Annotated in this window: 24 protein-coding genes and 1 riboswitch; of the genes, 3 read left to right on the plus strand and 21 right to left on the minus strand. The window is 45.4% G+C overall.

Annotated features, from left to right (window positions below; all coding sequences use genetic code 11):
* Window positions 1-116: 116 nt before the first annotated feature.
* The 10 genes from BLV00_RS09735 to BLV00_RS09780 form a co-directional block, all read right to left on the minus strand.
* The gene (locus BLV00_RS09735; protein WP_093044794.1) at window positions 117-437 is read right to left on the minus strand and encodes a helix-turn-helix domain-containing protein; all 321 of its coding nucleotides are present in this window, start codon (window positions 435-437) and stop codon (window positions 117-119) included.
* A gap of 91 nt (window positions 438-528) precedes the next feature.
* Complete coding sequence (locus BLV00_RS09740; RefSeq protein ID WP_093044795.1) at window positions 529-669, minus strand: anti-repressor SinI family protein; 141 nt, start codon at window positions 667-669, stop codon at window positions 529-531.
* A gap of 29 nt (window positions 670-698) precedes the next feature.
* A riboswitch (cyclic di-GMP riboswitch) is annotated at window positions 699-803 on the minus strand.
* Window positions 804-1,111: 308 nt separating this feature from the next.
* Window positions 1,112-2,020 (minus strand): N-acetylmuramic acid 6-phosphate etherase, encoded by a 909-nt coding sequence (gene murQ, locus BLV00_RS09745; RefSeq protein WP_093044796.1) that lies wholly within the window; start codon window positions 2,018-2,020, stop codon window positions 1,112-1,114.
* Complete coding sequence (locus tag BLV00_RS09750) at window positions 2,021-3,013, minus strand: N-acetylglucosamine kinase (RefSeq protein ID WP_176791443.1); 993 nt, start codon at window positions 3,011-3,013, stop codon at window positions 2,021-2,023.
* Window positions 3,000-3,824: a carbohydrate ABC transporter permease gene (locus BLV00_RS09755; RefSeq protein WP_093044798.1), complete on the minus strand. Its 825-nt coding sequence runs from the start codon at window positions 3,822-3,824 to the stop codon at window positions 3,000-3,002. Before BLV00_RS09755 ends, BLV00_RS09750 begins: the two co-directional genes overlap by 14 nt.
* A gap of 12 nt (window positions 3,825-3,836) precedes the next feature.
* Complete coding sequence (locus tag BLV00_RS09760; protein WP_425441673.1) at window positions 3,837-4,724, minus strand: carbohydrate ABC transporter permease; 888 nt, start codon at window positions 4,722-4,724, stop codon at window positions 3,837-3,839.
* Between the two features lie 105 nt (window positions 4,725-4,829).
* A complete protein-coding gene (locus tag BLV00_RS09765; RefSeq protein WP_093044800.1) occupies window positions 4,830-6,119 on the minus strand; it encodes an ABC transporter substrate-binding protein in 1,290 nt (429 codons plus the stop codon).
* A gap of 26 nt (window positions 6,120-6,145) precedes the next feature.
* Window positions 6,146-7,162, minus strand: a complete 1,017-nt coding sequence (locus tag BLV00_RS09770) for a serine hydrolase domain-containing protein (RefSeq protein ID WP_093044801.1) — start codon at window positions 7,160-7,162, stop codon at window positions 6,146-6,148.
* Entirely contained in the window at window positions 7,159-8,004 is an 846-nt protein-coding gene (locus BLV00_RS09775) for a MurR/RpiR family transcriptional regulator (RefSeq protein WP_093044802.1), read from the minus strand. Before BLV00_RS09775 ends, BLV00_RS09770 begins: the two co-directional genes overlap by 4 nt.
* 151 nt (window positions 8,005-8,155) lie before the next feature.
* The gene (locus BLV00_RS09780) at window positions 8,156-8,764 is read right to left on the minus strand and encodes a pyroglutamyl-peptidase I (RefSeq protein WP_093044803.1); all 609 of its coding nucleotides are present in this window, start codon (window positions 8,762-8,764) and stop codon (window positions 8,156-8,158) included.
* Window positions 8,765-8,905: 141 nt separating this feature from the next.
* Here BLV00_RS09780 and BLV00_RS09785 point away from each other — a divergent pair, with 141 nt between their 5' ends.
* Window positions 8,906-9,643, plus strand: coding sequence for a CBS domain-containing protein (locus BLV00_RS09785; protein WP_093044804.1), 738 nt, complete (start codon window positions 8,906-8,908; stop codon window positions 9,641-9,643).
* 37 nt (window positions 9,644-9,680) lie between these two features.
* Window positions 9,681-10,034: a PilZ domain-containing protein gene (locus BLV00_RS09790; protein WP_176791446.1), complete on the plus strand. Its 354-nt coding sequence runs from the start codon at window positions 9,681-9,683 to the stop codon at window positions 10,032-10,034.
* Window positions 10,035-10,175: 141 nt separating this feature from the next.
* Here the strand turns inward: BLV00_RS09790 and BLV00_RS09795 are convergent, their stop codons facing one another.
* The 5 genes from BLV00_RS09795 to BLV00_RS09815 all read right to left on the minus strand — a co-directional run bounded on the left by BLV00_RS09795 (window position 10,176) and on the right by BLV00_RS09815 (window position 17,009).
* Window positions 10,176-13,241 (minus strand): efflux RND transporter permease subunit, encoded by a 3,066-nt coding sequence (locus BLV00_RS09795; RefSeq protein WP_093044806.1) that lies wholly within the window; start codon window positions 13,239-13,241, stop codon window positions 10,176-10,178.
* A gap of 1 nt (window position 13,242) precedes the next feature.
* On the minus strand, window positions 13,243-14,589 hold the full coding sequence (locus BLV00_RS09800) for an efflux RND transporter periplasmic adaptor subunit (RefSeq protein WP_093044807.1): 1,347 nt from the start codon (window positions 14,587-14,589) through the stop codon (window positions 13,243-13,245).
* A 22-nt stretch (window positions 14,590-14,611) separates the two neighbouring features.
* Complete coding sequence (locus BLV00_RS09805; protein ID WP_093044808.1) at window positions 14,612-15,490, minus strand: TetR/AcrR family transcriptional regulator; 879 nt, start codon at window positions 15,488-15,490, stop codon at window positions 14,612-14,614.
* A gap of 238 nt (window positions 15,491-15,728) precedes the next feature.
* Window positions 15,729-16,349: a hypothetical protein gene (locus tag BLV00_RS09810; protein ID WP_093044809.1), complete on the minus strand. Its 621-nt coding sequence runs from the start codon at window positions 16,347-16,349 to the stop codon at window positions 15,729-15,731.
* 192 nt (window positions 16,350-16,541) lie between these two features.
* On the minus strand, window positions 16,542-17,009 hold the full coding sequence (locus BLV00_RS09815) for a competence protein ComK (protein ID WP_093044810.1): 468 nt from the start codon (window positions 17,007-17,009) through the stop codon (window positions 16,542-16,544).
* A 228-nt stretch (window positions 17,010-17,237) separates the two neighbouring features.
* Between BLV00_RS09815 and BLV00_RS09820 the strand changes: the two genes are divergently transcribed.
* Window positions 17,238-17,426, plus strand: a complete 189-nt coding sequence (locus tag BLV00_RS09820; protein WP_093044811.1) for a YjfB family protein — start codon at window positions 17,238-17,240, stop codon at window positions 17,424-17,426.
* Between the two features lie 50 nt (window positions 17,427-17,476).
* On the opposite strand, the gene BLV00_RS09825 is transcribed toward BLV00_RS09820, so the two are convergent.
* The 6 genes from BLV00_RS09825 to BLV00_RS09850 all read right to left on the minus strand — a co-directional run bounded on the left by BLV00_RS09825 (window position 17,477) and on the right by BLV00_RS09850 (window position 23,125).
* Window positions 17,477-17,764 (minus strand): hypothetical protein, encoded by a 288-nt coding sequence (locus tag BLV00_RS09825; protein ID WP_093044812.1) that lies wholly within the window; start codon window positions 17,762-17,764, stop codon window positions 17,477-17,479.
* A gap of 515 nt (window positions 17,765-18,279) precedes the next feature.
* Window positions 18,280-18,702 carry a 3-hydroxyacyl-ACP dehydratase FabZ gene (gene fabZ, locus BLV00_RS09830; protein WP_093044813.1) on the minus strand — a complete coding sequence of 141 codons (423 nt, stop codon included), beginning with the start codon at window positions 18,700-18,702 and terminating at the stop codon, window positions 18,280-18,282.
* Between the two features lie 685 nt (window positions 18,703-19,387).
* A complete protein-coding gene (locus BLV00_RS09835; RefSeq protein ID WP_093044814.1) occupies window positions 19,388-20,461 on the minus strand; it encodes a class I SAM-dependent methyltransferase in 1,074 nt (357 codons plus the stop codon).
* A 6-nt stretch (window positions 20,462-20,467) separates the two neighbouring features.
* Window positions 20,468-21,796, minus strand: coding sequence for an FAD-dependent oxidoreductase (locus BLV00_RS09840; RefSeq protein ID WP_093044815.1), 1,329 nt, complete (start codon window positions 21,794-21,796; stop codon window positions 20,468-20,470).
* Between the two features lie 166 nt (window positions 21,797-21,962).
* Window positions 21,963-22,286 (minus strand): DNA-directed RNA polymerase subunit beta, encoded by a 324-nt coding sequence (locus BLV00_RS09845; RefSeq protein ID WP_093044816.1) that lies wholly within the window; start codon window positions 22,284-22,286, stop codon window positions 21,963-21,965.
* A gap of 20 nt (window positions 22,287-22,306) precedes the next feature.
* Window positions 22,307-23,125, minus strand: a complete 819-nt coding sequence (locus tag BLV00_RS09850) for a flagellar hook-basal body protein (protein ID WP_093044817.1) — start codon at window positions 23,123-23,125, stop codon at window positions 22,307-22,309.
* Between the last annotated feature and the right edge of the window lie 11 nt (window positions 23,126-23,136).

Consider the following 23,136-nt stretch of genomic DNA (forward strand, 5'->3'; position numbering starts at 1 on the left):
CTTTTGTCCTTTTAAAGCCATAAAAATGCACCCCTTAAAAATCGTACGTTGTAACCGGGGGTTTTTTCAACGTCTATTTTAAGGGGTGCACACTATAGATCAGCAAGGGTTTTATATTATTGTTTCAGTTGTTTCCATTTATTGAACTCCAGGTAATCTTTGAATTGCTCTTTCGTAACGCCCGACTCCATCGCTTTTTTAACGAGCTCCACCCACCCCTCATCTAAAGCCTGATCTTCCTGGTCGCCATGAAATATGTAATGAATCGAAACATCAAGCTCAGAAGAAATTTTCTCAAGGAATTGAATAGAAGGGTTCGATTGCAAGTTCCGTTCAATTGAGCTTAAGTATGATTTCGCAACGCCTGCCCGTTCGGCCAATTCTGTCAATGATAGTCCACGTTGTTTACGTATCGCCTGGATCCTTTCGCCAATCATGCCCACTCACCCTCTTTCGGTGAAAATTATACCATAAAAAAGAAAGGAGAGTGTTCTATCTTAGACACGCCAGGAAACTTCACCTGTTCAACTACTTCTGTTTTTCTCTTTTTATCAGGGAGAAGAATGCCCTTATATCATCCTTGCTCATTCCCAACTCTCTTGCCTCTTTCATCAATTCCACCCACTCTGTGTCCAACCCTTCTGTTTTCTGCTGTTTTGAAATTGTCATTGTTTTAGGATCCTCCAATTAATAGTCTTCCAGGTAGCCCAGCCGCCATAGTAGCATTTTCCGTTAAAAATACGTATCCCTTAGGCCTGTCGACTTTGCGCCCTCATTTTTCAATGAGTTTGCCGTTTTCTGAAGAATCTGTCTCATTTATTAAGTAGAATATACTATAGAATGCTTGTTACTGTTTGTAGATTCTTGTCAGGCAATCAGTTCTAGTTTTGTCGAATGATAAAAATTGGAAATTTAACAGGGTTTAAGGTGTTGTTTATAAGTAATTATGCCTAATTTAGGCTTGTTCTGACACTGGTAGAAAAAACGTTATCAGGATAAATAAACGTCCAGGGAGGAAACCCTGGACGTTTTTGTGTGGTGACTTTTTTATTCTAATTAGTCAGTGAATTGATAAGAGGAATAACGTTTTTTATTGCCACAACTGAACCCATTATTGGTTTTTCAACCGTTTAACTGCTGCAGAAAAGTGTTCGTTTTCTCCTTTTAGAACGGTCCTTGCTTTATCCGCTTCGATTTGGAACATTAGCATCAGGATAGCGATTCGTGCATCTCCCTCAGCCTGGGCGCTTGCTTGCCGTGCTTCTGATTCAGAGGCACCGGTCAGCTCCTGGATGATCGTTACCGAGCGATGTTTCAGTTTTTCGTTGGTCGCCTGGACATTTACCATCAAATTTTTATAGACTTTTCCGGTTTTGACCATGGAGGCGGTCGAGAGCATATTCAGGACCATTTTCTGTGCGGATCCTGCTTTCAGTCTGGTCGATCCGGTCAATACCTCCGGTCCGACTAATGCTTCGATCGGATAGTCGACTGCTGCTGCCAATGGTGTATCGTCATTGCAGGTCAGTCCGACTGTTTTAGCTCCAAGGCGCTTGGCCGCGTCGACGGCGCCCAATACATATGGCGTGCGTCCGCTTGAAGCGATACCTACCACGACATCTTTTGGGCCTGCCGCTTCCTGGATCGCTCTATCACCTTCGTCCCAATCATCTTCCGCATTTTCGATCGCGTGCCTCAACGCATGATCGCCACCAGCGATGATACCCTGGACTAAGGTTTCCGGGACCCCGAAAGTCGGCGGACATTCGGAAGCGTCAAGTACACCCAGCCTGCCGCTTGTTCCAGCTCCTATGTATAGTAACCGTCCGCCTTGATTCAATGCGGCGACAATGACATCAATCGCTGCTTCGATCTGCGGGAGACTTTTTTCAATCGCAGCAGGGACTGTGTGGTCTTCCTCGTTCATCAGCCTGATGATTTCCATGGTCGATAATTCATCCAGTTGGTGGGACTTGCTGTGTCTTGATTCGGTTAACGTTCTTTCTTTTGTGTCACCCATTCATTCAGCCCCCAATTTCTTTGTTTTTGATTGGACTTGCTTATATGACTCTTTCATGGTGGTTATCGCCGTATCGGGCACCGATATACCTGCTTCAAGTAATGCACAGCAGTACGCACCAACAGCCGGCGGCATTTCCGCTTGTAAAAATTCATACTTCTGATTGAAACGTGTATCGCTTTTGTTTCGAAATAATTCCGTAAAATATCGGGATTGAAAAACTCCGCCCGCCAGAACGATTGGTGATGCAGCTTGTGCTTTTTTCCTATGTGCCGCAATCAACTGTAACAGTTCTTGTATCGCAGTTTCAACAATGCTTCCGGCAACTGTATCGCCCTCCGATACGGCCGCTATTACATCATTTGCTGTTGAGGCGATCACCTGTCTCGGGTATTCATGTTCATAAATGAACGTGATCAACTCTTCGGGATTTTTCAAGCCATATCGCTTTAATATACGATCCGTCAATGCTGTTTCTCCCTGCCTGCCATCATACGCTTGCATGACTGCCTGCAGTCCTCGCTTGCCGATATCATACCCGCTTCCTTCATCACCCAAGAGGTAGCCCCATCCACCGGTGCGTATCGGCTCAGCTCCGTGTTGAAACGAATAGATGATCGAACCGGTTCCGGCAATCAGGACGGTCCCTTGTTTAGAAAAAGTCGTGCCAGCCAGTGCGGCAATGGCATCGTTTTCTACGGTAATAACGCTGTCAGTTCCGACAATTTCACGGATCCATGACTTCCAGCGGTGTTTATCTTCCCTGCGATCACCGCCAGCTGCCGCTACAAAAATATGCTCCGGAATGGTAGGGATAGCGTCCTTAAGCAACTGGTGGACAGTATTTCTCACCTGGGTTTCCTTTCGTGACTTCAAATTCGTGGATGCTCCTATTTTCGACAATATCACTTTTCCGGTCTCATCACCGATGACCAGCTCCGTTTTCGTGCCCCCACCATCAATTCCGATAAAGTATCTGTTATTTGATGGCACCGGCAGTCAATCCTTCCATGAACTGCTTTGAAGCAATGAAGAAAAGAATCATCATTGGCAGCGAAGACAATGTCAGTCCTGCAAATAAAGCTCCCCAATCGGCGGAATACTCACCGAACAACGACAGCATCCCGACTGGGATCGTCTTTTTCATTTCATTCGAGATGAAGATGAGCGGGAAAAAGAAATCGTTCCACGCCTGGATGAAGTTGATGATCATGACCGTTCCAAGTGCCGGACGCATCAACGGCAACAGGACATTCCATAATATCCGGAGATCGGTCGCTCCATCGATCCGGGCCGCTTCTTCAAGCTCAATCGGCATCGTCCTAAAAAAACCGGTCAAAATGAGAATGGATAGCGGAATTCCAGTCGCTGTGTAAATGAAGATCAATGACCATAGCGAGTTGGTCAGACCAAGATCTTTCATCAATATGAACAATGGCACGATTCCAAGCTTTATCGGAATCATCATCCCCATCAGGAAGAAGAAAAACAATGCGTTATTCCACCAGAACGTGTACCGGGCGATATAGAAAGCTGCCAAGGACCCACAAATCAATATCAACAGTACTGCCGTTACACTTACGACGACACTATTATAGAAGTAAGTCATGAACGGTACTTGCTCAAGCAGGTTCCGGTAAGGCTCCAAACTGAAACTTTTCGGAAGGGACAACGGGTTCATGAAAATTTCGTTGCTTGGCTTGAAGGAGGACATGATCATCAGGAATAAGGGATACAAACTGATCGATGCGACTACAAAAGCAATGACGTAATACAAAGGTCTGGTCCAGATATTTTGTTTCATGTTCATCCCCTCCTACATTTCTACTTCTTTTTTCCTCATGAAATAAAGCAAGATTGCCGTAAATACCGAGATAAATAAGAACAATACAACAGCAAGTGCTGAGCCTAAGCCGATTGCAGATGATCCGCCACCGGATGATCCCCCGAACGCAAGACGATAGAAATAGATTGCCAGTGTGTCGGTTGAATGGTACGGCTCCCCTTGTGAACCCTGCATGGCATAAACGAGCTCGAATGCCTCGAACGACTGGATGAAAGTCAGCACGGTGATGATAGTGATCGCAGGCATCATCAATGGAATGATGATTTTACTCATCATCTTCCATCCTTTGGCGCCATCCAACGTAGCCGCCTCAATCAGTTCGTGGGGGATCGATTGCATACCCGCCAGGAAAATCAAGACAGCAAACCCTAAACCGAACCACGAGTTTACGAGAATGATAGCTATCAATGCTGTATCCGGATCGCCAAGCCACGCTTTTTGCAGCGACTCCAGACCGAATTTTCCTAAAATGACATTGAGTGCCCCGAAGTTCGGGTTCAAGATCAGCTTCCAGAGAAAACCGACGACGATGATCGATAACAGACGAGGCATGAAGAAGGCGATTTTGAAGAATTCCGCCCCTTTGATCTTTTTATAAATGATGAATGCGAGTATGAATGCCAGCCCGTTCTGTGCGATCAATTGACCGACGAAATAAAGGATGTTGTGCTGGAAAGCATTCCAGAATAATTCTTTATATGGCTCCAGTGTAAATAGGGCCTGGAAGTTTTCCAATCCGATGAATGCACCACGGACGAGTCCGTTCCAATCAAATAAACTGTATGTAAATGCAGCAAGAATTGGATAAACAATGAATAGTCCATAAATAGCTAAGGCGGGAATAGGGAAAAGATGGATGGCCCATCTTTTCCATTTCCTTTTGGTTTTCGTTTTTGCAGCTGGCTTGTTGACAGCTTTGACTTGAGATTCAGCAGTATTCAACGTATTCACCGCCTTGAATAATTATTTTTGAAAAGGCTCGTAGTAGCTTTCTGCGCTTTTTTGTACGGCTTCGGCTACACCTTCAGGGGTCTGTTCTCCTAAATACATGCCCTGCAGTTCTGTTTCCAATGTCGCTTTTGTCGATGGATTCCCTTTTGCGAAATGAACAAGAATCAAGTATGGCGTCGAGTTTTGCTCTGCCGCCTTGGCTAGGCCGCTGACGAGCTGGTTATCGGATTGGACACCAGGCACAGCACTGACCATGCTGAATTCTTCTGTAAACAACTGGCCAAATTCTTCTGTCGTCATCCACTCGAGAAACTTCTTGGCTTCTTCTTTATGTTCAGAATTGGCGTTAATTGCGTAAGATCCATCCACCCATGTCGTGATGGTCGGTTCTTTCCCGAAAGCAGATGGCATCATGAAGAAGTCAAGCTGCAGATCAGGATTCATTTCCTTCAGTACTTCAATTTCCCAGCTTCCCAACGGGAACATCGCTGCTTTTTCTGTGAAGAATAAAGTACGGATATCTTCCATTCCAAGACCTTCATAGTTGTCCGGGAAGTAAGCTTTCAGTTCATCCATCGCTTCGATGGAAGCTTTAAATTCATCACTGACAAAATTGGTTTCTCCGTTTTCAACTTTTTCGACGAATTCGTTAGCTCCATATTGAGACGGTCCGACGATTCCGTGCATCAAAGACATCAGCCAGCCCTCTTTGGTACCCATCGCAAGCGGCGTGTAGCCTTCCTTTTTCAAAGTTTCATTGATTTCGATGAATTCTTCATAGGTTTGTGGTTCTTCTAATCCCAGTTCATCAAAAATTTTCTTATTATAGAACATTTGTGTCGTACTCATATTCAAAGGGACACCATATTGCGTACCATCTGAGCCCTGGGCTGCCATTAAAGATGAATCAGGGAACGTATCCAATCCATTAAGATCATCAATTGGCTCAAGGTAGCCGGCGTCAGCAAGCTCGGCACCCGCTGCATAAGGACGTAGCTGAAGGATATCCGGTCCTTCTCCACTTTTCAACTCCGTGTTCAAAATGGTATTGTATTCGGTATTCTTCGATGGTTTGAACTCTAACTTGATGTCAGGATGCTTTTCGTTGAAAGCTTCGAACAGCTTTTCGTACTTTGCGGTATCTTCTGTCCGCCAGCTCCCGACTTCCAATGTGACGGTATCACCGTTCTCATCTTTGCTGCTGTCGCCGCCTTCTTCTGATCCTGCATCTGACGAACAGCCGGTTAAAATCAAAATGAACGCTAAAAATCCAATCATCCAACCTTTTGTGATTTTCCCCATTCTCTTACCTCCTGTAAAAATGAATTTTATTTTGCAAAACATTGATGCACATGACTGTGTAATTCTTTACGAATCGTCTTCAGGTTATGACTTCTTCCATAATGCACGACATTGGTCAGAAAAACGGTGATTATTTCATCTTTTGGGTTGATCCAGAGGCTGGTGCCGGTGAATCCGGTATGGCCGAACGATCCTTCCGGCCAATGCTCTCCGCAAGAAGGCGGCGGTCCTTTGCTGTTCCAAACCTCCCAGCCGAGTCCGCGGCCTTGCTTATGTTCCTGGCTTGCTCCTTTAAGTAAAGAGGGGGCGATCACAGCCTGTGTACCAGGGTAGAGCCATTTCAACCCATAGGCTTCCACGTCTTCAGCGGTGGTGAACAACCCCGCGTTTCCGCTTACCCCGCCCATCTGGAATGCTTTTTCATCATGGACCTCTCCCTGGAGGAACTGCCCGTTGTCCCATTCGGTCGAGGCCGTTTCTGCCTTCTTTTTTTCAGTTAGTAGATATGTAGTATCAGGCATGTTCCAGGGTGGGTAAAGCTCTGTTTCTACCAGGTGATTTAAGGGTTTAGCCGTGATTCTTTCAATCACTTTTCCTAGCAATATCATGCCAAGGTCTGTGTATTTCACTGTGTCACCAGGCTGGGTGACTAGTTTTGAAGCGAGCACTTCATGAAAGACATTACGTTTATGCCATCGGCTTTTATGAGATAAGTCGGCGGATAGTCCTGCTGTGTGGGTCAATAAATGATAAATGGTGATGGGCTTGAAGGTGAATTCTGGGATGTAGTGTTGAACTGGTGCATGAAGGTTCAGTTTCTCCTGATTAATCAGATAAAGAGCTGCCGGCAGAGTCGCCATCACTTTCGTCAATGACGCTGCATCAAACCAGGTAGACGTTGTCATCTTCTTGCTGTTCCCGTCCCTGGCCTGGTAACCCCCGAACGCCTTAAAATATTTCCGCTCCCCTTTGGCATGAACGAGAACGACAGCTCCTGGGATCTCCCGGTTTTCCATGAGATACTGCATGTAGGATGTGATCACTTAATCATTTTCACCACCTTTCTTGTTTTATCAAGAGCCTCGATGTTAGCCGCTTGATTGGAACGCGTAATTCCAAGAAACAAAATATCGATGACATTCAATTGGGCGATTCGTGAGCTGGTGGCACCACTTCGGATATTTTTTTCTAGTGAGGTGGTATATAAAGCAATGTCAGCCAGTGTTGATACAGGATTTTCTCCCATTTTTGTAAGTGTAATGATCGTTGCGCCATTGTCTTTAGCGACCTTCAAGGATTCATAGATATCACGAGTCTGGCCACTGTAGGAGACTCCGAATGCCACGTCCTTTTTTGTCAGGTTGGCTGAAATAGTCAGCTGAGCATCAATATCCAGACCGACTTCGCACCAATTATCAATCCTGGTCAATTTTTGCTTGAAATCCTGCGCGATAAAACCAGAAGCGCCAATGCCATAAACCGCAATCTTGCGTGCTTTGGTCATCAATTGGATGGCGGCTTCCACGTCTTCCGGAGCGAGGATGTTCAGCGTGTTTTCCAATGATTGGATATTGTTATAGGAAACATTGTTGATGAGCGACTCGATGGAATCGTCATCGGGGATGTCCTGGTATTTTTCTGTAGATGTTTCAAACACAGCCATTTCTCTTGCTATGGTTAACTTGAGATCTTGAAACCCCTTACATTTAAGCTTTTTAGAAAGACGGATGATTGTCGCTTCACTCACTTCGGTTTTTTCTGCGAGCTTTTGAATCGATAAATTCACGACTTCATCGGGGTGCTGCAAAATGTAATCTGCTACTTTCTTTTCAGAAGGCTTGCAGCTGTCCAGTGCTTCCTGGATAAAAATCAATTGATTGCTCATATGCTTTGCTCCAATATCAAATATTTTCAACTTACTGTATATTTTACAAAATAATATTACTTAATACAATATAATTTATGAAACTTTATTACATTTTATTATTATATGGTCATTTATATGCAAAAAAATACACGGCAATAGGCCGTGTGTCCTAATTGGAGGTTACGGTATCCAGTGCCAGGTGAATCGCTGCGGTAAGGTCATGTTGGGGCCAGCTTGGCACTTTTCCATGCATGATGGCAAGTTCATGGGAAGCTGGCATATGGATGAAGCCTGCATGTCTGCTCTCGTCTGTATTATCAAAATAATAAAGCGCATGATACATGACGTTATTACATAAATACGCTCCCGCTGTGTTGGAGATTTCTGCCGGGTAGCCATTCTCCTGCAGCCGCGCAATGATCTTTTTAATTGGCAGTGTAGAAAACAATCCATCTGGCGCTTCGCTTATGATAGGTTCTCCGTCAGGCTTATGACCCCGATTATCAACCGGGCCGTCATTACAGTTGATGGCAATTCGCTCTGGCGTGATTTTCGTCCGGCCAGCCGCAAGCCCGAGTGCGATGACGATATCTGGATTTACTTCCTCTATGTAAGCGAGCATTTTCTCCCCGGATTCATGGAAATCGACCGGCAGCACTTTTCCAATAATTTCGTAGTCATTGATTTTGCTGCCGTCTAACTCATTGACAATTTCCATCGTCGGATTGACCGGGAAATCTAAAAATGGCTCGAAACCGGTTAACAGCAATTTTTTCATGATTAGCTCACTCCCTTTCCGTAAGGATACCATTAATTTGGCGTTCCCACTAAGCCGACCCGCCTGGCTGATGTTTTTTTAACCAGGAATCCGTTATAATAAGAGGAAACATCATTTTTACATACAAAGTAGGTGCCAACGATGAACGGGTCTAGAGAAGAACTGGAGCTTGCCGAGCGATTCGAGATCGCATTCAACCAAATTCACCAGCAATTGAAAGTGATCAACGGTTACCCAAAAAACGACAATTTCATGGAACTGCTTCAACGCTCGAAGGTGAAGCATAGTGTCATCCGGCATCATTTTGACAATTTGAAACAATATGCGAAGCTGCGTAATGCGCTTGTCCATGAAAAAATCCGCGATGATTACTATATTGCCTACCCACACCGGGAAGTGGTCGAAGAGATTGAAAAAATTAAACAAACGCTTGATCAACCGCCGAAAGCGATCGATGTTGCGACACGCCCCGTGCTTTTTTTCAAATCGAACTCTCATCTGACAAAAATTGTCGAGGCATTCAATCGTTTCAAAGTGTCCCAATTCCCTATTTACGGAGAGGATCAGCAGTTTTTGGGGCTGCTGACGAATGATGGGGTCGTGCGCTGGCTGTCACGCAATGTGCACAATGACTGTATCCAGCTGGGTGATGTCCGGGCTTCCGACATTTTGAAGTTGGAAAAAAACCATAACGTCCGTTTTTTAAGCGAGAAAAATTCCATCTTCGATTTGGAATCTTCATTCGAACGCAGCTTCGAACAGAATCTGAAGTTGAAAGCAGTCATCATCACAACGGGTGGGGATCAGCATAGTAAACCCCTTGGAATCGTCACGACCTGGGACCTGATCAAAATTGACCGCTATGGGGGCGAGAGTTGACATTTCTATAAAAAATACAGAGCGGAAAGGAGAAATTATGTACTACCGAAGAAATGAAGCCTTCCGTTATTCATTCGAGCCAAATTTGGCCGCAAAGTTCATTGCTAACACTAGTGAACAGACAAAAGGGGAACTCCATATTTTAGATATCAGCCTGCACGGAATGAAAGTCAATCTTCCTGCGCATCCATACCAAAAAGGGGATAAGATATTCATCCAATTCATGCTCGTCAATCAACAGTTTGATGTCGATGGTGAAATCGTTTGGCTCAAGCCCCTTGGTAAAAAGGTTCAGGCAGGTGTTCAACTGTCTACAACAGAATCGGTACGAAAGCAACTGGTCGATCAGTTGAAGGTGTACGCGAAAAAAAAGAATGATTCAGCAGGATGAACCCACACACCTAACATTACTTACTAAACATAAAAACCCGTTTGATTGACTGACCAATCAAACGGGTTTTCTATATTTCAATGACTTTGCTTATTATATGGCTGGTTCAAATCCACCCATCAATGCTTTTGGCCTACAGCCTTACTTCTCTTTCCGGAACCAGCCAGTAACTTTATTGGAAAGATCATCAAAGTAGGTATAGACGACCGGGATCAATAACAGCGTGAACAAGCTGGATATCGTCAATCCGAAAATGATGGTGACAGCAAGCGGCTGCTGGGCTTCTGCACCCTGACCGAGGCCAATGGCGAGGGGAATCATCCCGAGAACAGTCGTCAGGGTCGTCATCAGAATCGGGCGCATGCGGCTTGGTCCTGCTTCTAAAATTGCTTCGTAGCGGTCAATGCCCTTCCTGCGCAATATGTTGATATAGTCGACGAGTACGATTGCATTGTTGACGACAATCCCGGCGAGCATGATGATGCCGACGAATGCCGGCAGACTCAATGGCAAGCCAGTGGTGAAAAGTCCAAGCATGACGCCGATGATAATGGTCGGAAGCGAGAACATGATGATGAACGGGAACAGGAAGTTCTCAAATTGGACGGCCATGACAGCATAAACAAGGAAAATCGAGAATACGAGCGCGAGTGCCAAGTCTCCAAAAGCTTCCTGCATATCCTGCGCCTGGCCGCCAATTTCATAACTGTATTCATCCGGAAATTTCAAGCGCTCCAGTTCCTTCCTGATATCTTCGCTCACACTTCCGAGGTCGCGTCCCACGATTTCACTTTCTACATTGACCTGGCGCTGCTGGTTTTCACGCAGCAAGGTAACCGGTCCCTGTACTTGCTTCAGTTCTGCCACACTGGCCAGCGGAATTAGAGAGCCGGTCGGTGTCTGCAGGGTCATGCCTTCCAGATCTGCAATCGTCTGGCGTTCTTCTTCAGGCAAAATCATCCGGACATTGATTTCGTCGCTGCCGTCCCGGTAACGAGTCGCTACCTGACCGTTGAAGCCGAGTTCGACCTGGCTGAGCACCTGCTGGTAGCTCAAACCGTACTGAGCGGCTTTATCACGGTCGACCTGGACTTGCATTTCAGGTCGACCCTCATTGGTCGAGGACTCTGGGTTATGGACACCATCTACATCTTCTATCATATAGACGACCTGATCAGCCAGTTCACTTAAGACATCGTAGTCCGGCCCATTCAACTGGATTTGAACAGGGGCTCCGCTACCGAAGCCTGCTCCGATTTCACTTACAGCAATTTCCGCCCCTGGTATCCCTGACACATCTTCATCAATCGCCTGCATGATTTCACTGGTACTCCGCTCACGGTCACCCGGTCCGACAAGCTGCATCGTATAGGTGGCTTCATTAGCGGACGATGAAAAACTTTCGAACCCGCCGCCTCCGATGGTGACGTAATTCGTTTCGATGACTTCTTCATACGGTTTTAACTTTTCATTCACTTTCCCGGTAACTTCTTCGGTTGTCGAGAGCGATGTCCCGGCAGGAGTTGTCACACTGATCTCGATTTGTCCCTGGTCCGAAGGGGGAATGAATTCGGTTCCGATCATTGGAACGAGGAATCCGCTGCCCGTAATCGCTAAAAGGGTCACGAGAATCGTAGTTTTCCTCCACTTCAACACCCGTCGAAGCATGGACTGATAACCCTCATTCACTTTGGCTAAAAAGCGATCGAACCAGTACCGCCGACCGGATGTCTGTAATGGTTTCGTCAACAGCTTCGAAGACAGCATCGGAATCAAGGTCACCGACACGATCAAGGCCGCAATCAGTGCAAAGGAAATCGTCAGGGCAAGCGGTGTGAACAGTTCTGATGCGATTCCTTCAACGAAAATGATCGGCAAAAATACGACGATAGTTGTCGTTGCGGATGCAATAACGGCTGGTGCGAGTTCCGACGCGCCTTCTTTTGCCGCTTCCACCATGGAATATCCTTGCTGCCGGTAACTGACGATGTTTTCCAGGATGACGATGGAACTATCGACCATCATCCCGATTCCGAGCGCCAGTCCCCCCATGGTGAGGACGTTCAACGTTTCCCCGGTGAAGTACATCAATGTAAACGTTGAAATGATGGCAATCGGTATCGAAATCCCGATAACCAGTGTAGCACGGATACTTTTTAAGAATAAAAGTAATACCAGAACGGAGAACACCCCACCGATGATGATATTCATCATTACCGAATCGATCGACTGCGTGATAAATTCAGAGGTGTCCAGCACAACTTTCATGTTGACGTTTTCCGGAAGACGTTCTTTAATATCTCCCATGGCGGCTGTGACATTATTTGCCGTTTCCACGGTATTCCCATCTGATTTTTTTAAAACTGACAATACTACGGACGCCTGGCCGTTGACCTTGGAAATCGTCGAAGCGTCTTCATATGTATCTTCGACGTCTGCAATCTGGCCGAGACGGATTTGCGCCCCGCCTTCTGTTTGCAGCAAGGTATCTTTGATTTCCTGCACCGATTCGAATTCTCCATCGATTCGTATTTGCAGGTCTTTGTCCCCTTTTTCAACCGCACCAGCGGAAGCTGATTGGTTAGCGGCGTTCAACGTCTGAATGATGGTCTGAGTATTGAGCCCATATTCATTCATCTGACCGCGATCAATCAGCACACGGACTTCCCGGTCTTTTCCTCCTTCAATACTGACAGAGGCTACGCCTTCCTGACGTTCGAGAAAAGGGACAACCCGGTTTTCTGCGATTTGCTGCAATTCTTCCGGGCTGTCACCGGTAAGGCCGACCCACATGACAGGAATTTGCTGGGGATCAAAACGAAGTACGTTCGGCTCGCCCGCTCCTTCAGGCAGCATCCCCTTCACTTGATCGACTTTTTCACGGACGTCCAATAGTGCGTTATCCAGGTTGACCCCGGTGTTGAACTGCATGAATACGATGGATGCCCCGGTTTGCGATTGTGATTGTACGGTTTCCATGCCCTCAATCGCACTAACGGAAGATTCAATCGGTTCACTGACCAATTTCTCCGTTTCCTGCGGAGCTGCTCCTGGATAATTGGTAGAAACGACCGCAATCGGCAGATCGATTTCAGGATATAAGTCGATGGCAAGATTTCGTAACGACATGAACCCTAGTGCTAAAATGGCCAGCACAATCATAATGACGCCGACCGGGCGTTTAACTGATACGTTAACGAGTTTCAAATCAAGCATCCTCCTTTATGATGCTGACTTTCGCTCCGTCTGTCAGGGTCAACTGCCCGGTGGTGACGATTTCAGCTCCTGCTGTAATTTCACCTTCAATCGCAGTCGTCTCGGACTGTGCTTCCACGATGGTGACTGCTATTTTTTCTGATTTTTCATCGACGATTTTATAAATATACGCTTCCCCGCTTTCTTCCACTACAGCTTCTGTTGGTACTAAGAAAGTATCAGCTACGACGGTTTCGGGAAGCAGGAAGGTCGCCATCGTTCCCGGCTTGACCTCTTCTGATTCATTGTCAATTGTCGCTTCTACAGGGTATAAGCCTGTATCATTCGGTACGGAGGCAACATAGTCCACCGTAGAGGTAACCGGTTCTTCCACTCCGTTAATATCTACATCTATTTCCTGGCCTTCTTCAAACAAATTGAGCTGGTCTGAAGTCACCGTAGCTTCGACAGTCATCGGGTTCAATGCGACAATCGCACCGATTGGCTGCTGATTGGACACCATATCGCCAACCTGCGCTTCCAGGGAAGTGATTTCACCTGATGCACCCGCGTAAATGGTATTATTGGAAGCCTGCTCCTGGGCTTGATTCAATTGCACCTGCGCCTGCTCGACTTGAAGTTCTGCCTGTTCGACACCGACTTCGGCCTGGTTGAGCTGTGACTTTGCTTGATCGACCTGCGCTTCAGCCTGCTCAATTTCAGCAGAAGAAGGCACTTGCTGATTTTTCGCTTGCTCGTACTGGGCATAGGCTTGATCGGCACGGCTTTTCGCCTGTTGGTACAAAACTTCCGGAATTGTACCTTCATCTGCTAATTTTTTTGTCTGTTCGGCAAGCTCTTTTGCTTGTTCATATTGCTGATAGGCTGCCTGTTCCTGGCCTTTTGACTGTTGGGCTTGTGCCTGCTGGGCTTGCTTCGCAGCATCTAACTGCTTTTTAGCGTTTTCCACTCCCAGTGCTGCCTGTCGTCTAGAGATTCGGGCATTTTCAAGCTGCTTGCCCGCTTGCTCTACTGCATTTTTCTGCAGCTCTACCTGACTTTGGGAATTTTGGGCATCCACTTGCCCGATCGCATCGCCCTTTTTCACACGATCCCCTTTTTCTACATTCAACGCAACCAGCTCACCCGGTGAACGCGGGATAATCTGTGAGGTATTTGCCGGCGTAGTCCGCCCGACAATTTTACGTTCGATACTCAAATCTCCTTTTTCTACCACATCGGTCTCTACCGGTGTAATACGTTCCACTTCTTCTGCTTCCTCACTATCATTATTTGAACAGCCGCTGATCAATCCCAGCAACATTACCGCCAGGACCAACGGACCTATTAATTTTTTCATAAAAAAGACTCCTCTCACTTTCTTAAATCAATTCGATGTTCAAGTCCTGGGCGATTTGTTGACATTCTTTTTGAAAAGCAGCCATGCCGGTAAAATGAGAAAGCATGCCCTGGAATAAAATGTGCTGCGGCTGATCTTTCTTAATCTCGTTGAGCAGCACGTCGATGACACCATGCAGGTCTTCCCGCTTTTGTTTAGACATTTTTAACGAATCGATTTTCCCCCGTATCGCAGTCAACTTTTCTTTCACCCTGCTATGGGGATCCTGCTCTTCAAACGTGGGAAAATGCTGTTTGACATTATCGAATGTAATTAACGGTTCTGACTCTTTTTCCAGCATGCCCTCGACAACATCAACAATACGTTCCTGGATGAAGGAAGCGAGCCTTTTCGGTTCGACCTCGAGGTCATCGATGACCAGCCATTTGGAATAACCATCTAATATGCCTTCCATCAATATCGAGCTGTCGACGATATAGGGCTCAATCGCCGGCCCGAACAGTTCCTTTAAATTTTCACTTGTCCAGCGAAAACTCTCCTTTTTCATTTCGAGTAAAAAGTCATCTACTTGAGGACTGAGCGATATATTATCTCTTAAATGCATCAAAATAAATTCTTTATTTTCCATTAAACTTGTGACGAGCATTTCAATTTGGCGTGTCATTTTCACCTTAGGATCAAGGTCCATCTGACGCACTTCTTCTACTTTTTCCATCATTTGCTGATAGTAAAATTTATAGATAGACAGAGTAAGATCTTCTTTTGAATCAAAATGCAGATAAAAAGCTCCTTTAGAAACCCCGCTCTGAGAAGCGATTTCTTGTATAGAGGTGGAATGGTAGCCTTTTTGTGCAAACAACTTCATTCCTGATTCAATCATCTGCCGCTTCCGTTCATTCATATGTATTCCCTACTTTCATCACTTTCTGACCAGTCAGTCACAACAAGATTAATCGTACTAAAATATGGAGAAGTTTTCAATTGCTAAATCATTTTTTCAATAAAACCTTGGCTTGTCAGAAAGTACTTATGGCGACAAGTGTTAGTATTTTCTTATACTTTAATCCTTTAATAAGGTTAAACCTTATTAAAGCACAAAAAAACTGGATGACTATTAAGTCATCCAGTCATTTCTGCTATCAGGAAAGCCGCCTTCCCAATTCAGAGACGAGCATATCCAATTTTTTCACCTTGGAGAGGCCGCTCTTAGGAAACCGTTTATCAAAGTGATCAAACATCACTTGCAAACTCTCTTCGTCCAATAGCGCGCTATACGTATCAAATGTATGGCGGTATTGGTTGATGTACCTTTTCATTTTTTTATAGAACGTATTTAAATGATAGGTCGATGAAAAATCGAACGCCTTTGCTACATCACTATCGTAGGTAGGGAAATATCCGTTAAGTGTATGTAGCATAGCAGTGGCAAGCGGAAATTGCATCGTAGGATTGCCTTTATGGTTTTTCACTTCGTAAAGGTCGGTCACGACACGGACGATATTCGGTCGTTTTTCATGCCTTTGATTCTCCATAATTTCAAAGAAGCGATCCTGAAATTCTTGTGTCAGGCTCGGATTGTCCAACTTATAGAAATAACGGAAGTTGAATTGAAAAACAAGATCCTTGGTGACATCTGTCTTCTTGAACCGGTCGTGCAGAAAGTGATAGACGTCGATTTTTTCTGGGTCGATGTTATTGATTATGGTTTCCTGATCATCAAGCAGGAGGTCTTTGATGTCAGCTGCCGTTCTATATTTCATCCGAATCACCTCTCCTAATCATTTTCCCTCTGCCATCATTGGGAAAACTATCAATTTTTCCCATAAGTCAACTGCAGTAAAGCGTTTCCACGTGTATGATTTGTTGTTTTTATCTTACCATAAAAACCCGGCGGGAAAAACGAAAGGGCCGTTTCGGAAAAGTACAGACGCCAAAAATAGATTTTTAATTTCTTATGTATAGTGTTTCCGATTTACCAGACGGGCTGCGAGATTATACTGACGTGAAAATGAAGATTGCGATATGTCAATCTGGTAGGAAGTATTGTCCGTGAAGAGAATTTCCATCGTCCCAGGGGAACTGATCCGCTGGTCTTTGGCATGATGGTAGGCGATCCAGATTTTTTCTCCTGAAGAAGTGGAACGTAGTGGAAACATCACGATACGTGATGGTGCACTCACTTCAACCGGCAGTTTTTTATCTGTATGTAAAAAAGCTCTTGCAAAATCCCTTCGTCCATTAAAGGATGCCCCGTACAAAAGACAACTGTTATCGAGTATTTTTTGGACGTTCTTTTTGGTACAAATAACGTGACTTTCTTCCCTTATGAAGGTGGATACTTTATTTTCTCCTACATTTGGTTTTAACATCATGGTGTTACGGTTTATCAAGTAATCTGAGGCTACTTCAACACATTCCACATCTCTATCCCCTTTTTCTCTCTTTTCTATTACCTAAGACTATATTACTATACCAAAGCTCGAAAAGCTCAGTGGACCGTGTCAGAATTGTGAACAATAACCATATTGCCCCTATAATGGACACCACTCGGTAACCATTTTTTATGTTTACTGCTCAAGTTGAATCCATTGATTTCTTAGGATTATGGTCGATATTAGAAGAGAAGATTGAGAGAAGGGAGTGAAGTTATGGACGTTGCTACAGTGTCTGTCCTTATGAGCCAGCATTACGTCAAGCAAAATGCCAGCCTGGCCGTCATGGATAAGTCGATGGATCAGGCAAAGGAACAAGGATCTCAGATGATTGAGATGCTTAAGACTAACATGCCCGAAGCCCAGCACCCGAAGCTCGGAGGCCGGATCGACTTGAAAGGGTGAGCATCAAAAAAAGTCAGAAGCTGCATAAACCCAGCCTCTGACTTTTTTTCTTATTCGTTGTTATTGTCTCCATCTTCCATGGTATCTTCATTCGTCATATCTTCTTCAGCCTGCTCATCATCCGTGTCCATGTCTTCGGCTTCATTCATCTCTTCATCATCAGCAGCTTCTCCGTTCTCGCCATTTTCCTCAGGAGCACCTTCTTCTTCTCCCATGTCACCTTCTTCATTTTGTTCCGTTTCGTTGTCACCAGCATCATCCTCTTCCGTAGCACATGCGCCTAATAAGAAAATCGCCAACGTAGCTGCACCAAATTTCATCCACCATTTATTAACCATTATTTATTCCTCCTATACAAGATATTTCAAGCCTATCTTTCCCAATCCGGCAAAAATAAACCAAAATATAAGTAATTTTTTGGACAAAAAAACGCCCCGCCAACTGGCGAGGCTACTGAAAAAGTCATTGCTAATCTAAAAGAGCTGTTAGAGTTTGTGGTTGTTTCTCACGAATCGCTTATTGGTGGATGCTTGGCGCAGGCACGGCCCTAGCTAACTTGGTCAAGAAAATCACTTGACCAAGTGGATCTTCGGCTCGCGCTATTCCCGCAGGCGCCACCACCGAACGCTCATCGTAGAATCAACAGAGGACCACGTATCTTCCGGGTACCGATGACAATCTTTATAGCCAATGTGAAACCAATCGTGAAGCTTATGAAGGGTTAAAGGGCAAAAAACGAAATACCCATTGAAAAATGAAAGCCGGCACAAAAGTCTCCATAGACCGTTGTTTTAGATCCTACTATCCTAGATCAGTTTTTCATTGGCTTCCCAAATGGGGGAACGTTTTCTTTTTATTTCAAAGCGAACATGATTTCAGCTTCACAAGCTAATTCACCATCAACGGTCGCTTTTGCTTTTCCTTTGCCCATTGGTCCTTTGGCACGTACGATTTCCACCTCAAGCTTCAGGCGGTCACCAGGCTGAACCTGGCGCTTGAACCGGCATTTATCAATTCCTGTGAAGAAAGCAAGCTTACCCTGGTTATCTTCCTTTTTCAGCATTGCGACTGCTCCAACTTGTGCGAGAGCTTCCACAATCAAAACTCCAGGCATGACAGGATATTCCGGAAAATGTCCCTGGAAAAATGGCTCATTGACCGTGACATTCTTATAGCCGACCGCGCGCTCTCCTTCCACTACTTCTTCAATCTGGTCGATCAATAAGAAGGGATAGCGGTGCGGGATGATTTCTTTGATTTCGTTTATGTTCATCATATGTAACAATCTCCTTTCGATATCAACTACTATGCCTATTATATACATGTTTGTCTGTTTCGACAAAAACCATGTAATGAAGACTCAGTTTCGAGATAGCTGGATCCGTTGCCATTAGAGGAAAGGGATGGGCTCGGAAACGACTCGCTTTCCAGCTTCATCGCCTAGCCCCTTCTCCCGCAGGAGTCTCGTCGTTTCCCTTCCCATCCAGCCAGTTTTGTAAAGACGGACCCTCAATAAGAAGAAGAGTGTTCAACTAAAAACTTCATTCTGAAGCATTTATAAAAGATATAAAGGGGCCGAAGTCTTCTTCTAATATTATGGGTTGTTTTCCCCACAAGTGTGATTTCGGGAACTTTCTCCAGCAAGGTTCGGAGGGGAACGGCGAGACTCCTCGAAAATGCTACGCATTTCCTTCGTGCGGTGTTTCTCAAGGATGATAATTCAAAGTCCTGCGGGGTGAAAATGACAGGTGAGACCCCGGAAGACAAAGTCTGAGGAGGCTCAGCGCATGCCCGCGGAAAGGTAGTCGTTCCCCACAGGACCTTTATTCAGATAAACATCTCGAAATCAAGTCTTCGACTTTACGACCATATATTTTATAGAGATTTTATGATAAAGCAGCGACAGCTTTTATTTTCTGCTCACAAAAAAATCGGCAGCTGCCTATGCTGCCGGGATTATATCAATTGGAGCATGCTGATTTGGCAGACACTTCTTGCTGCTCCTGGATCTCAGCATGTTCTGCGTCTGTCTTTCCTTTTTCTTCTGCTTTCGGTGTCAGCCAGAACGTAAACCAGGAGCCTTCTTTGATGATTGGGTCGAGATCGAATATGTCAAAGTCGCCTTTGGAGAAGATGAAATCAAGGTCGGATTGTTTCGGCAAAGCGTATAAATTCGAATGAGCAACAAAGAAACTGTTGAATGCGGAAGAAAATGCCTTGCCATGTTCGGTACCGCTGAGCGGTGTGATCACAGAAACCACACCTCCTTCACCTATGTTTTGATTGATTTTTTCAAGCAGCCTGCTGCGTTCATCCGGATGGATATAATGGAAAACGTTGTGGAGCAGAATCATATCGACCTTTCCCTGTTTCGGCTCCCACTCTTCAAAATCCCCGACTTCAAACGTAAGATTGGGGTAATCCTTCGATTGCAGGCGTGCGCTTTCAATCACTTTTTCATTGATATCAACACCGATCATCTGAATATCCGGAAAGTGATCGGCAAGTTTTCTTAAGTAGCCGCCATGACCGCACCCAAGATCGACGATCGTTTCAATTTTTTGTTCACGTACTTTCCGTTTGATTTTACGAATGGCAAAATGCTCAAGCAGTGCGGATGTCTCGGCGACAATTCCGCCATATTCTTCATGATCGAATGACGCTCGTTCCTTTGAACGCATAATATTCGGATAGGCTAGCAAAGTCGGTAAATGCAATTCCATCATTTCTTTTAATAACGCCGCCACCCCAGGAGAACCATAATCTGACATCAACGCACTGCATCGTTTTTTTGAGGTTCGGAATTTATCATCTTTTTTCTTCAGGTGCTTCAGTTCCACTCCGACCTGTACCCAGGATTCAAGCAGATCTTCCGGGAAACCTGTTCGTGAAGCTACTTCATCCACTGTCACTGGTTCTTTAAATGCATCGAACAACCCCAGTTCTGACCCTACATAAGCATGCCAGCTATATAAAAATGATTCATTTTTCTTCATCCATTTCCGTGCCTGCATGGCAATCGTCCATTCATTCATCGCATTCTACCCCTTCCGGTTATCGTTTTGTTTCCATGGATAATCATCGTTTTCATCAAAGATATATCGTTTCTGCCGAATGTCCGAAACCTTCTTTTTCCGGACCGGCAGTACACTGCCCTGTATAGCCCGGTCTACAAGGGAAAAATCCCACATACCCAGGCCGGAAGTATTCAGTATTTGTTTGACATGAAGCCGGTCATCTTCATACATACGGTCCACCGCCCGCATTCTGATTTTGCGCCACCAGCGGTAAGGATACGAATAAACGAGCGCTGATAAATGGCTCAACCTCAATAAAAATTCAACCCTCGGTCTCCGCACCTGTTCATAGTAAGGAAGGTAGGCATAGTAAGGCTTCTTATGCTCTTTGCACCAGGTGAGCAGTTCTCCCAGCACATCGGCATCCTGGATGGCAAGATTCATCCCTTCACCGGCCATCGGGTGGACGGTATGAGCGGCATCGCCAAGGAGGGCCAGGTTGCCCTTTACATACTTATCGACATGGTAGGTATACGGCACCATCAACTGAATTTGCTTCCAATCCTTGATCGAGCGGACATCTTCCTTCAACCTCGGTTCCAGTTGGCCGTACGCTTCATGTACTTGCTCGAGACCGTTTTCTTTGATCGCTTTGTATTCGCCTGCCGGAATCATATAGACCGTCCTTATCTGGTTGTCCGGCAGTGGAAACATGCCAAGAAAAGCTGTTCGGCTTGTCACAATTTTCCCTTCCTGGAACGATTCCGGACGTGGGATGGTGACCGTTAAAAAATGGTGATTATAATCTTTACGATTTATGGACACCTGCATCGCCTGACGTGTTGGCGAGCTGCGCCCTTCAGCACCGATATAGACATCTGCCGTTACAGCATGCGCTTGTTTTTTGTATTTGACTTGTGCTTCTCCATTTTCAAAACCAAGAAAACGGGCACCGGGCAGGTATTCGAAGTAACCTCCATAATGGCTGCCCTTATTTTTTAAAATCGCTTTGATTTTTTCATGAGGAATCATAATCGCATAATTATAAGTACTCGCAATGCGGTTATAGGTCAGGTCCGTGCTTTCGATTTCCTCAGGGGGGTCACCGGCATTCACATTCACTTCCTGGAACGCCAGGGTTTCAATTTTATGGCCGTGCTCTAATACTTCCGGCAGCACGGCTAAGTGATCTAATATGGCGATCGTTTTCGGCTGGAGGAGTTCGCCTTTGTATAAAGGAGATTCATTCTTCAACTGTTCGGCAACCGTGACCTGGACACCGCGGCTTGCCAGTTTGACGGCGAGCGCGAGCCCTCCGACTCCACCACCTGCAACAAATACGTCGGTTTGCAAAATCTAACCCCCTTTTATAGCTGGTTCTATTCTAGTTCCACAAAACATCTCTGCGAAAACGCTTGGATATGCAATAACACCCCGGGACCTCCAAATTCTGGATCCCGGGGTGTTTTAAAATGAAAAAACCCGCTTCAGCTTTAAGCTGTACGGGTTTCGTATCGTGTCATTCGGTTTTTGTTGCGATATTCCATATATGTTCCCATGTCTCTAACTTCAATACATCCAAAGGTTGGCCGTCACCCAGCACACCATAACCTACCATCAACCCGACAATCAATGCGACAGCACACAAAATAGTGATGACAATCAGGCGCAGCCAAATCGGAAAAATCCTGCGGCGCGGTGGTTTTTCTTTGTTCGAACGTACTTTCTTATTAGACCCGTGCTTGTCCTTCGTTTCTTTTTTGATAGCTTTAGGATCCTCTAATGTATTTTTAGATTGTTTTCTGGTCGTCGGCTGTTTCTGACCGGTAGGGTTTGTTGGCATAGTTGTGTAACTCCTTACAGTTAAGATCTCAGTTGATTGACCAATCCACTCATCTGGTCACTCAAAGAAATAGATTGGCCGTTGAATTGATAGGCCCGTTGTACCATCAGCATATCCGTCATCTGTTTTGACATATCGACATTAGAAGATTCGAGGGCCCCGCTGTTTATCTGTACGTTTTCCTCATCCACTGTCTGAATGATTTCTTCTTTCTCCTGCCCCACAGGAACTCGGAAAGTATTGCTGCCCTCCGCCTCGAGCATACGCGGGCGAATCGCCTCTACGATTGCCAGGCGGCCTTCGTCAGCTTGCCCCTCATCTCTCTTTACTGTAATCGTACCATTTTCCCCGATTGTCAATCCATTAAAACCTTCTTCCAGTAGAATTGGACCCTTTTCACCAAGGACTGGCGCACCGTTTGTATCGGTCAGCATCAATTGACCATCTGCTACAGGGTTCAAATAAAAATTTCCCGCCCTCGTATAGCGGACCTCCGTCCCCTGCTCTGTCGGTACTTCTATTTGGAACAAGTGATTATCCGTAATTAAGGCCGCATCAAGACTTCGATCTGTCACTTGTAACGAACCTTTCGATAAATCCATCGTCACCGTTCCTAGCTTCGCACCGGAACCGCTGCGAATACCTTCAGGGGTGGCACGTGGGGGGGCTGGATCATTTTCATCAAGATTATTAATCTGCTGGTAGAGCAGGGAAGAAAATTCAGCATTACGAGCTTTATAGCCTGGGGTATTACTGTTCGATAGATTATTACCGATCAGGTCCAGCTTCTGCTGCAGCTGACCCATCGTGACCGCAGCCTGGATCATCGATCTAGACATGCTTACGTCCC

Origin of the sequence: Thalassobacillus cyri (assembly GCF_900107755.1) — a bacterium.
GTDB lineage: Bacteria > Bacillota > Bacilli > Bacillales > Halobacillaceae > Thalassobacillus > Thalassobacillus cyri.

Bases quoted from the DNA above. Each gene is read 5' to 3' on its own strand.
- BLV00_RS09845 (WP_093044816.1), bottom strand. From the start codon at position 22,286: ATGCCAACAAACCCTACCGGTCAGAAACAGCCGACGACCAGAAAACAA.
- BLV00_RS09825 (WP_093044812.1), bottom strand. From the start codon at position 17,764: ATGGTTAATAAATGGTGGATGAAATTTGGTGCAGCTACGTTGGCGATT.
- BLV00_RS09805 (WP_093044808.1), bottom strand. From the start codon at position 15,490: ATGAATGAACGGAAGCGGCAGATGATTGAATCAGGAATGAAGTTGTTT.
- murQ (WP_093044796.1), bottom strand. From the start codon at position 2,020: ATGGGTGACACAAAAGAAAGAACGTTAACCGAATCAAGACACAGCAAG.
- BLV00_RS09755 (WP_093044798.1), bottom strand. From the start codon at position 3,824: ATGAAACAAAATATCTGGACCAGACCTTTGTATTACGTCATTGCTTTT.
- BLV00_RS09780 (WP_093044803.1), bottom strand. From the start codon at position 8,764: ATGAAAAAATTGCTGTTAACCGGTTTCGAGCCATTTTTAGATTTCCCG.
- BLV00_RS09850 (WP_093044817.1), bottom strand. From the start codon at position 23,125: ATGTCTAGATCGATGATCCAGGCTGCGGTCACGATGGGTCAGCTGCAG.
- BLV00_RS09765 (WP_093044800.1), bottom strand. From the start codon at position 6,119: ATGGGGAAAATCACAAAAGGTTGGATGATTGGATTTTTAGCGTTCATT.
- BLV00_RS09835 (WP_093044814.1), bottom strand. From the start codon at position 20,461: ATGAATGAATGGACGATTGCCATGCAGGCACGGAAATGGATGAAGAAA.
- BLV00_RS09800 (WP_093044807.1), bottom strand. From the start codon at position 14,589: ATGAAAAAATTAATAGGTCCGTTGGTCCTGGCGGTAATGTTGCTGGGA.
- fabZ (WP_093044813.1), bottom strand. From the start codon at position 18,702: ATGATGAACATAAACGAAATCAAAGAAATCATCCCGCACCGCTATCCC.
- BLV00_RS09740 (WP_093044795.1), bottom strand. From the start codon at position 669: ATGACAATTTCAAAACAGCAGAAAACAGAAGGGTTGGACACAGAGTGG.
- BLV00_RS09820 (WP_093044811.1), top strand. From the start codon at position 17,238: ATGGACGTTGCTACAGTGTCTGTCCTTATGAGCCAGCATTACGTCAAG.
- BLV00_RS09810 (WP_093044809.1), bottom strand. From the start codon at position 16,349: ATGAAATATAGAACGGCAGCTGACATCAAAGACCTCCTGCTTGATGAT.
- BLV00_RS09775 (WP_093044802.1), bottom strand. From the start codon at position 8,004: ATGAGCAATCAATTGATTTTTATCCAGGAAGCACTGGACAGCTGCAAG.
- BLV00_RS09790 (WP_176791446.1), top strand. From the start codon at position 9,681: ATGTACTACCGAAGAAATGAAGCCTTCCGTTATTCATTCGAGCCAAAT.
- BLV00_RS09735 (WP_093044794.1), bottom strand. From the start codon at position 437: ATGATTGGCGAAAGGATCCAGGCGATACGTAAACAACGTGGACTATCA.
- BLV00_RS09785 (WP_093044804.1), top strand. From the start codon at position 8,906: ATGAACGGGTCTAGAGAAGAACTGGAGCTTGCCGAGCGATTCGAGATC.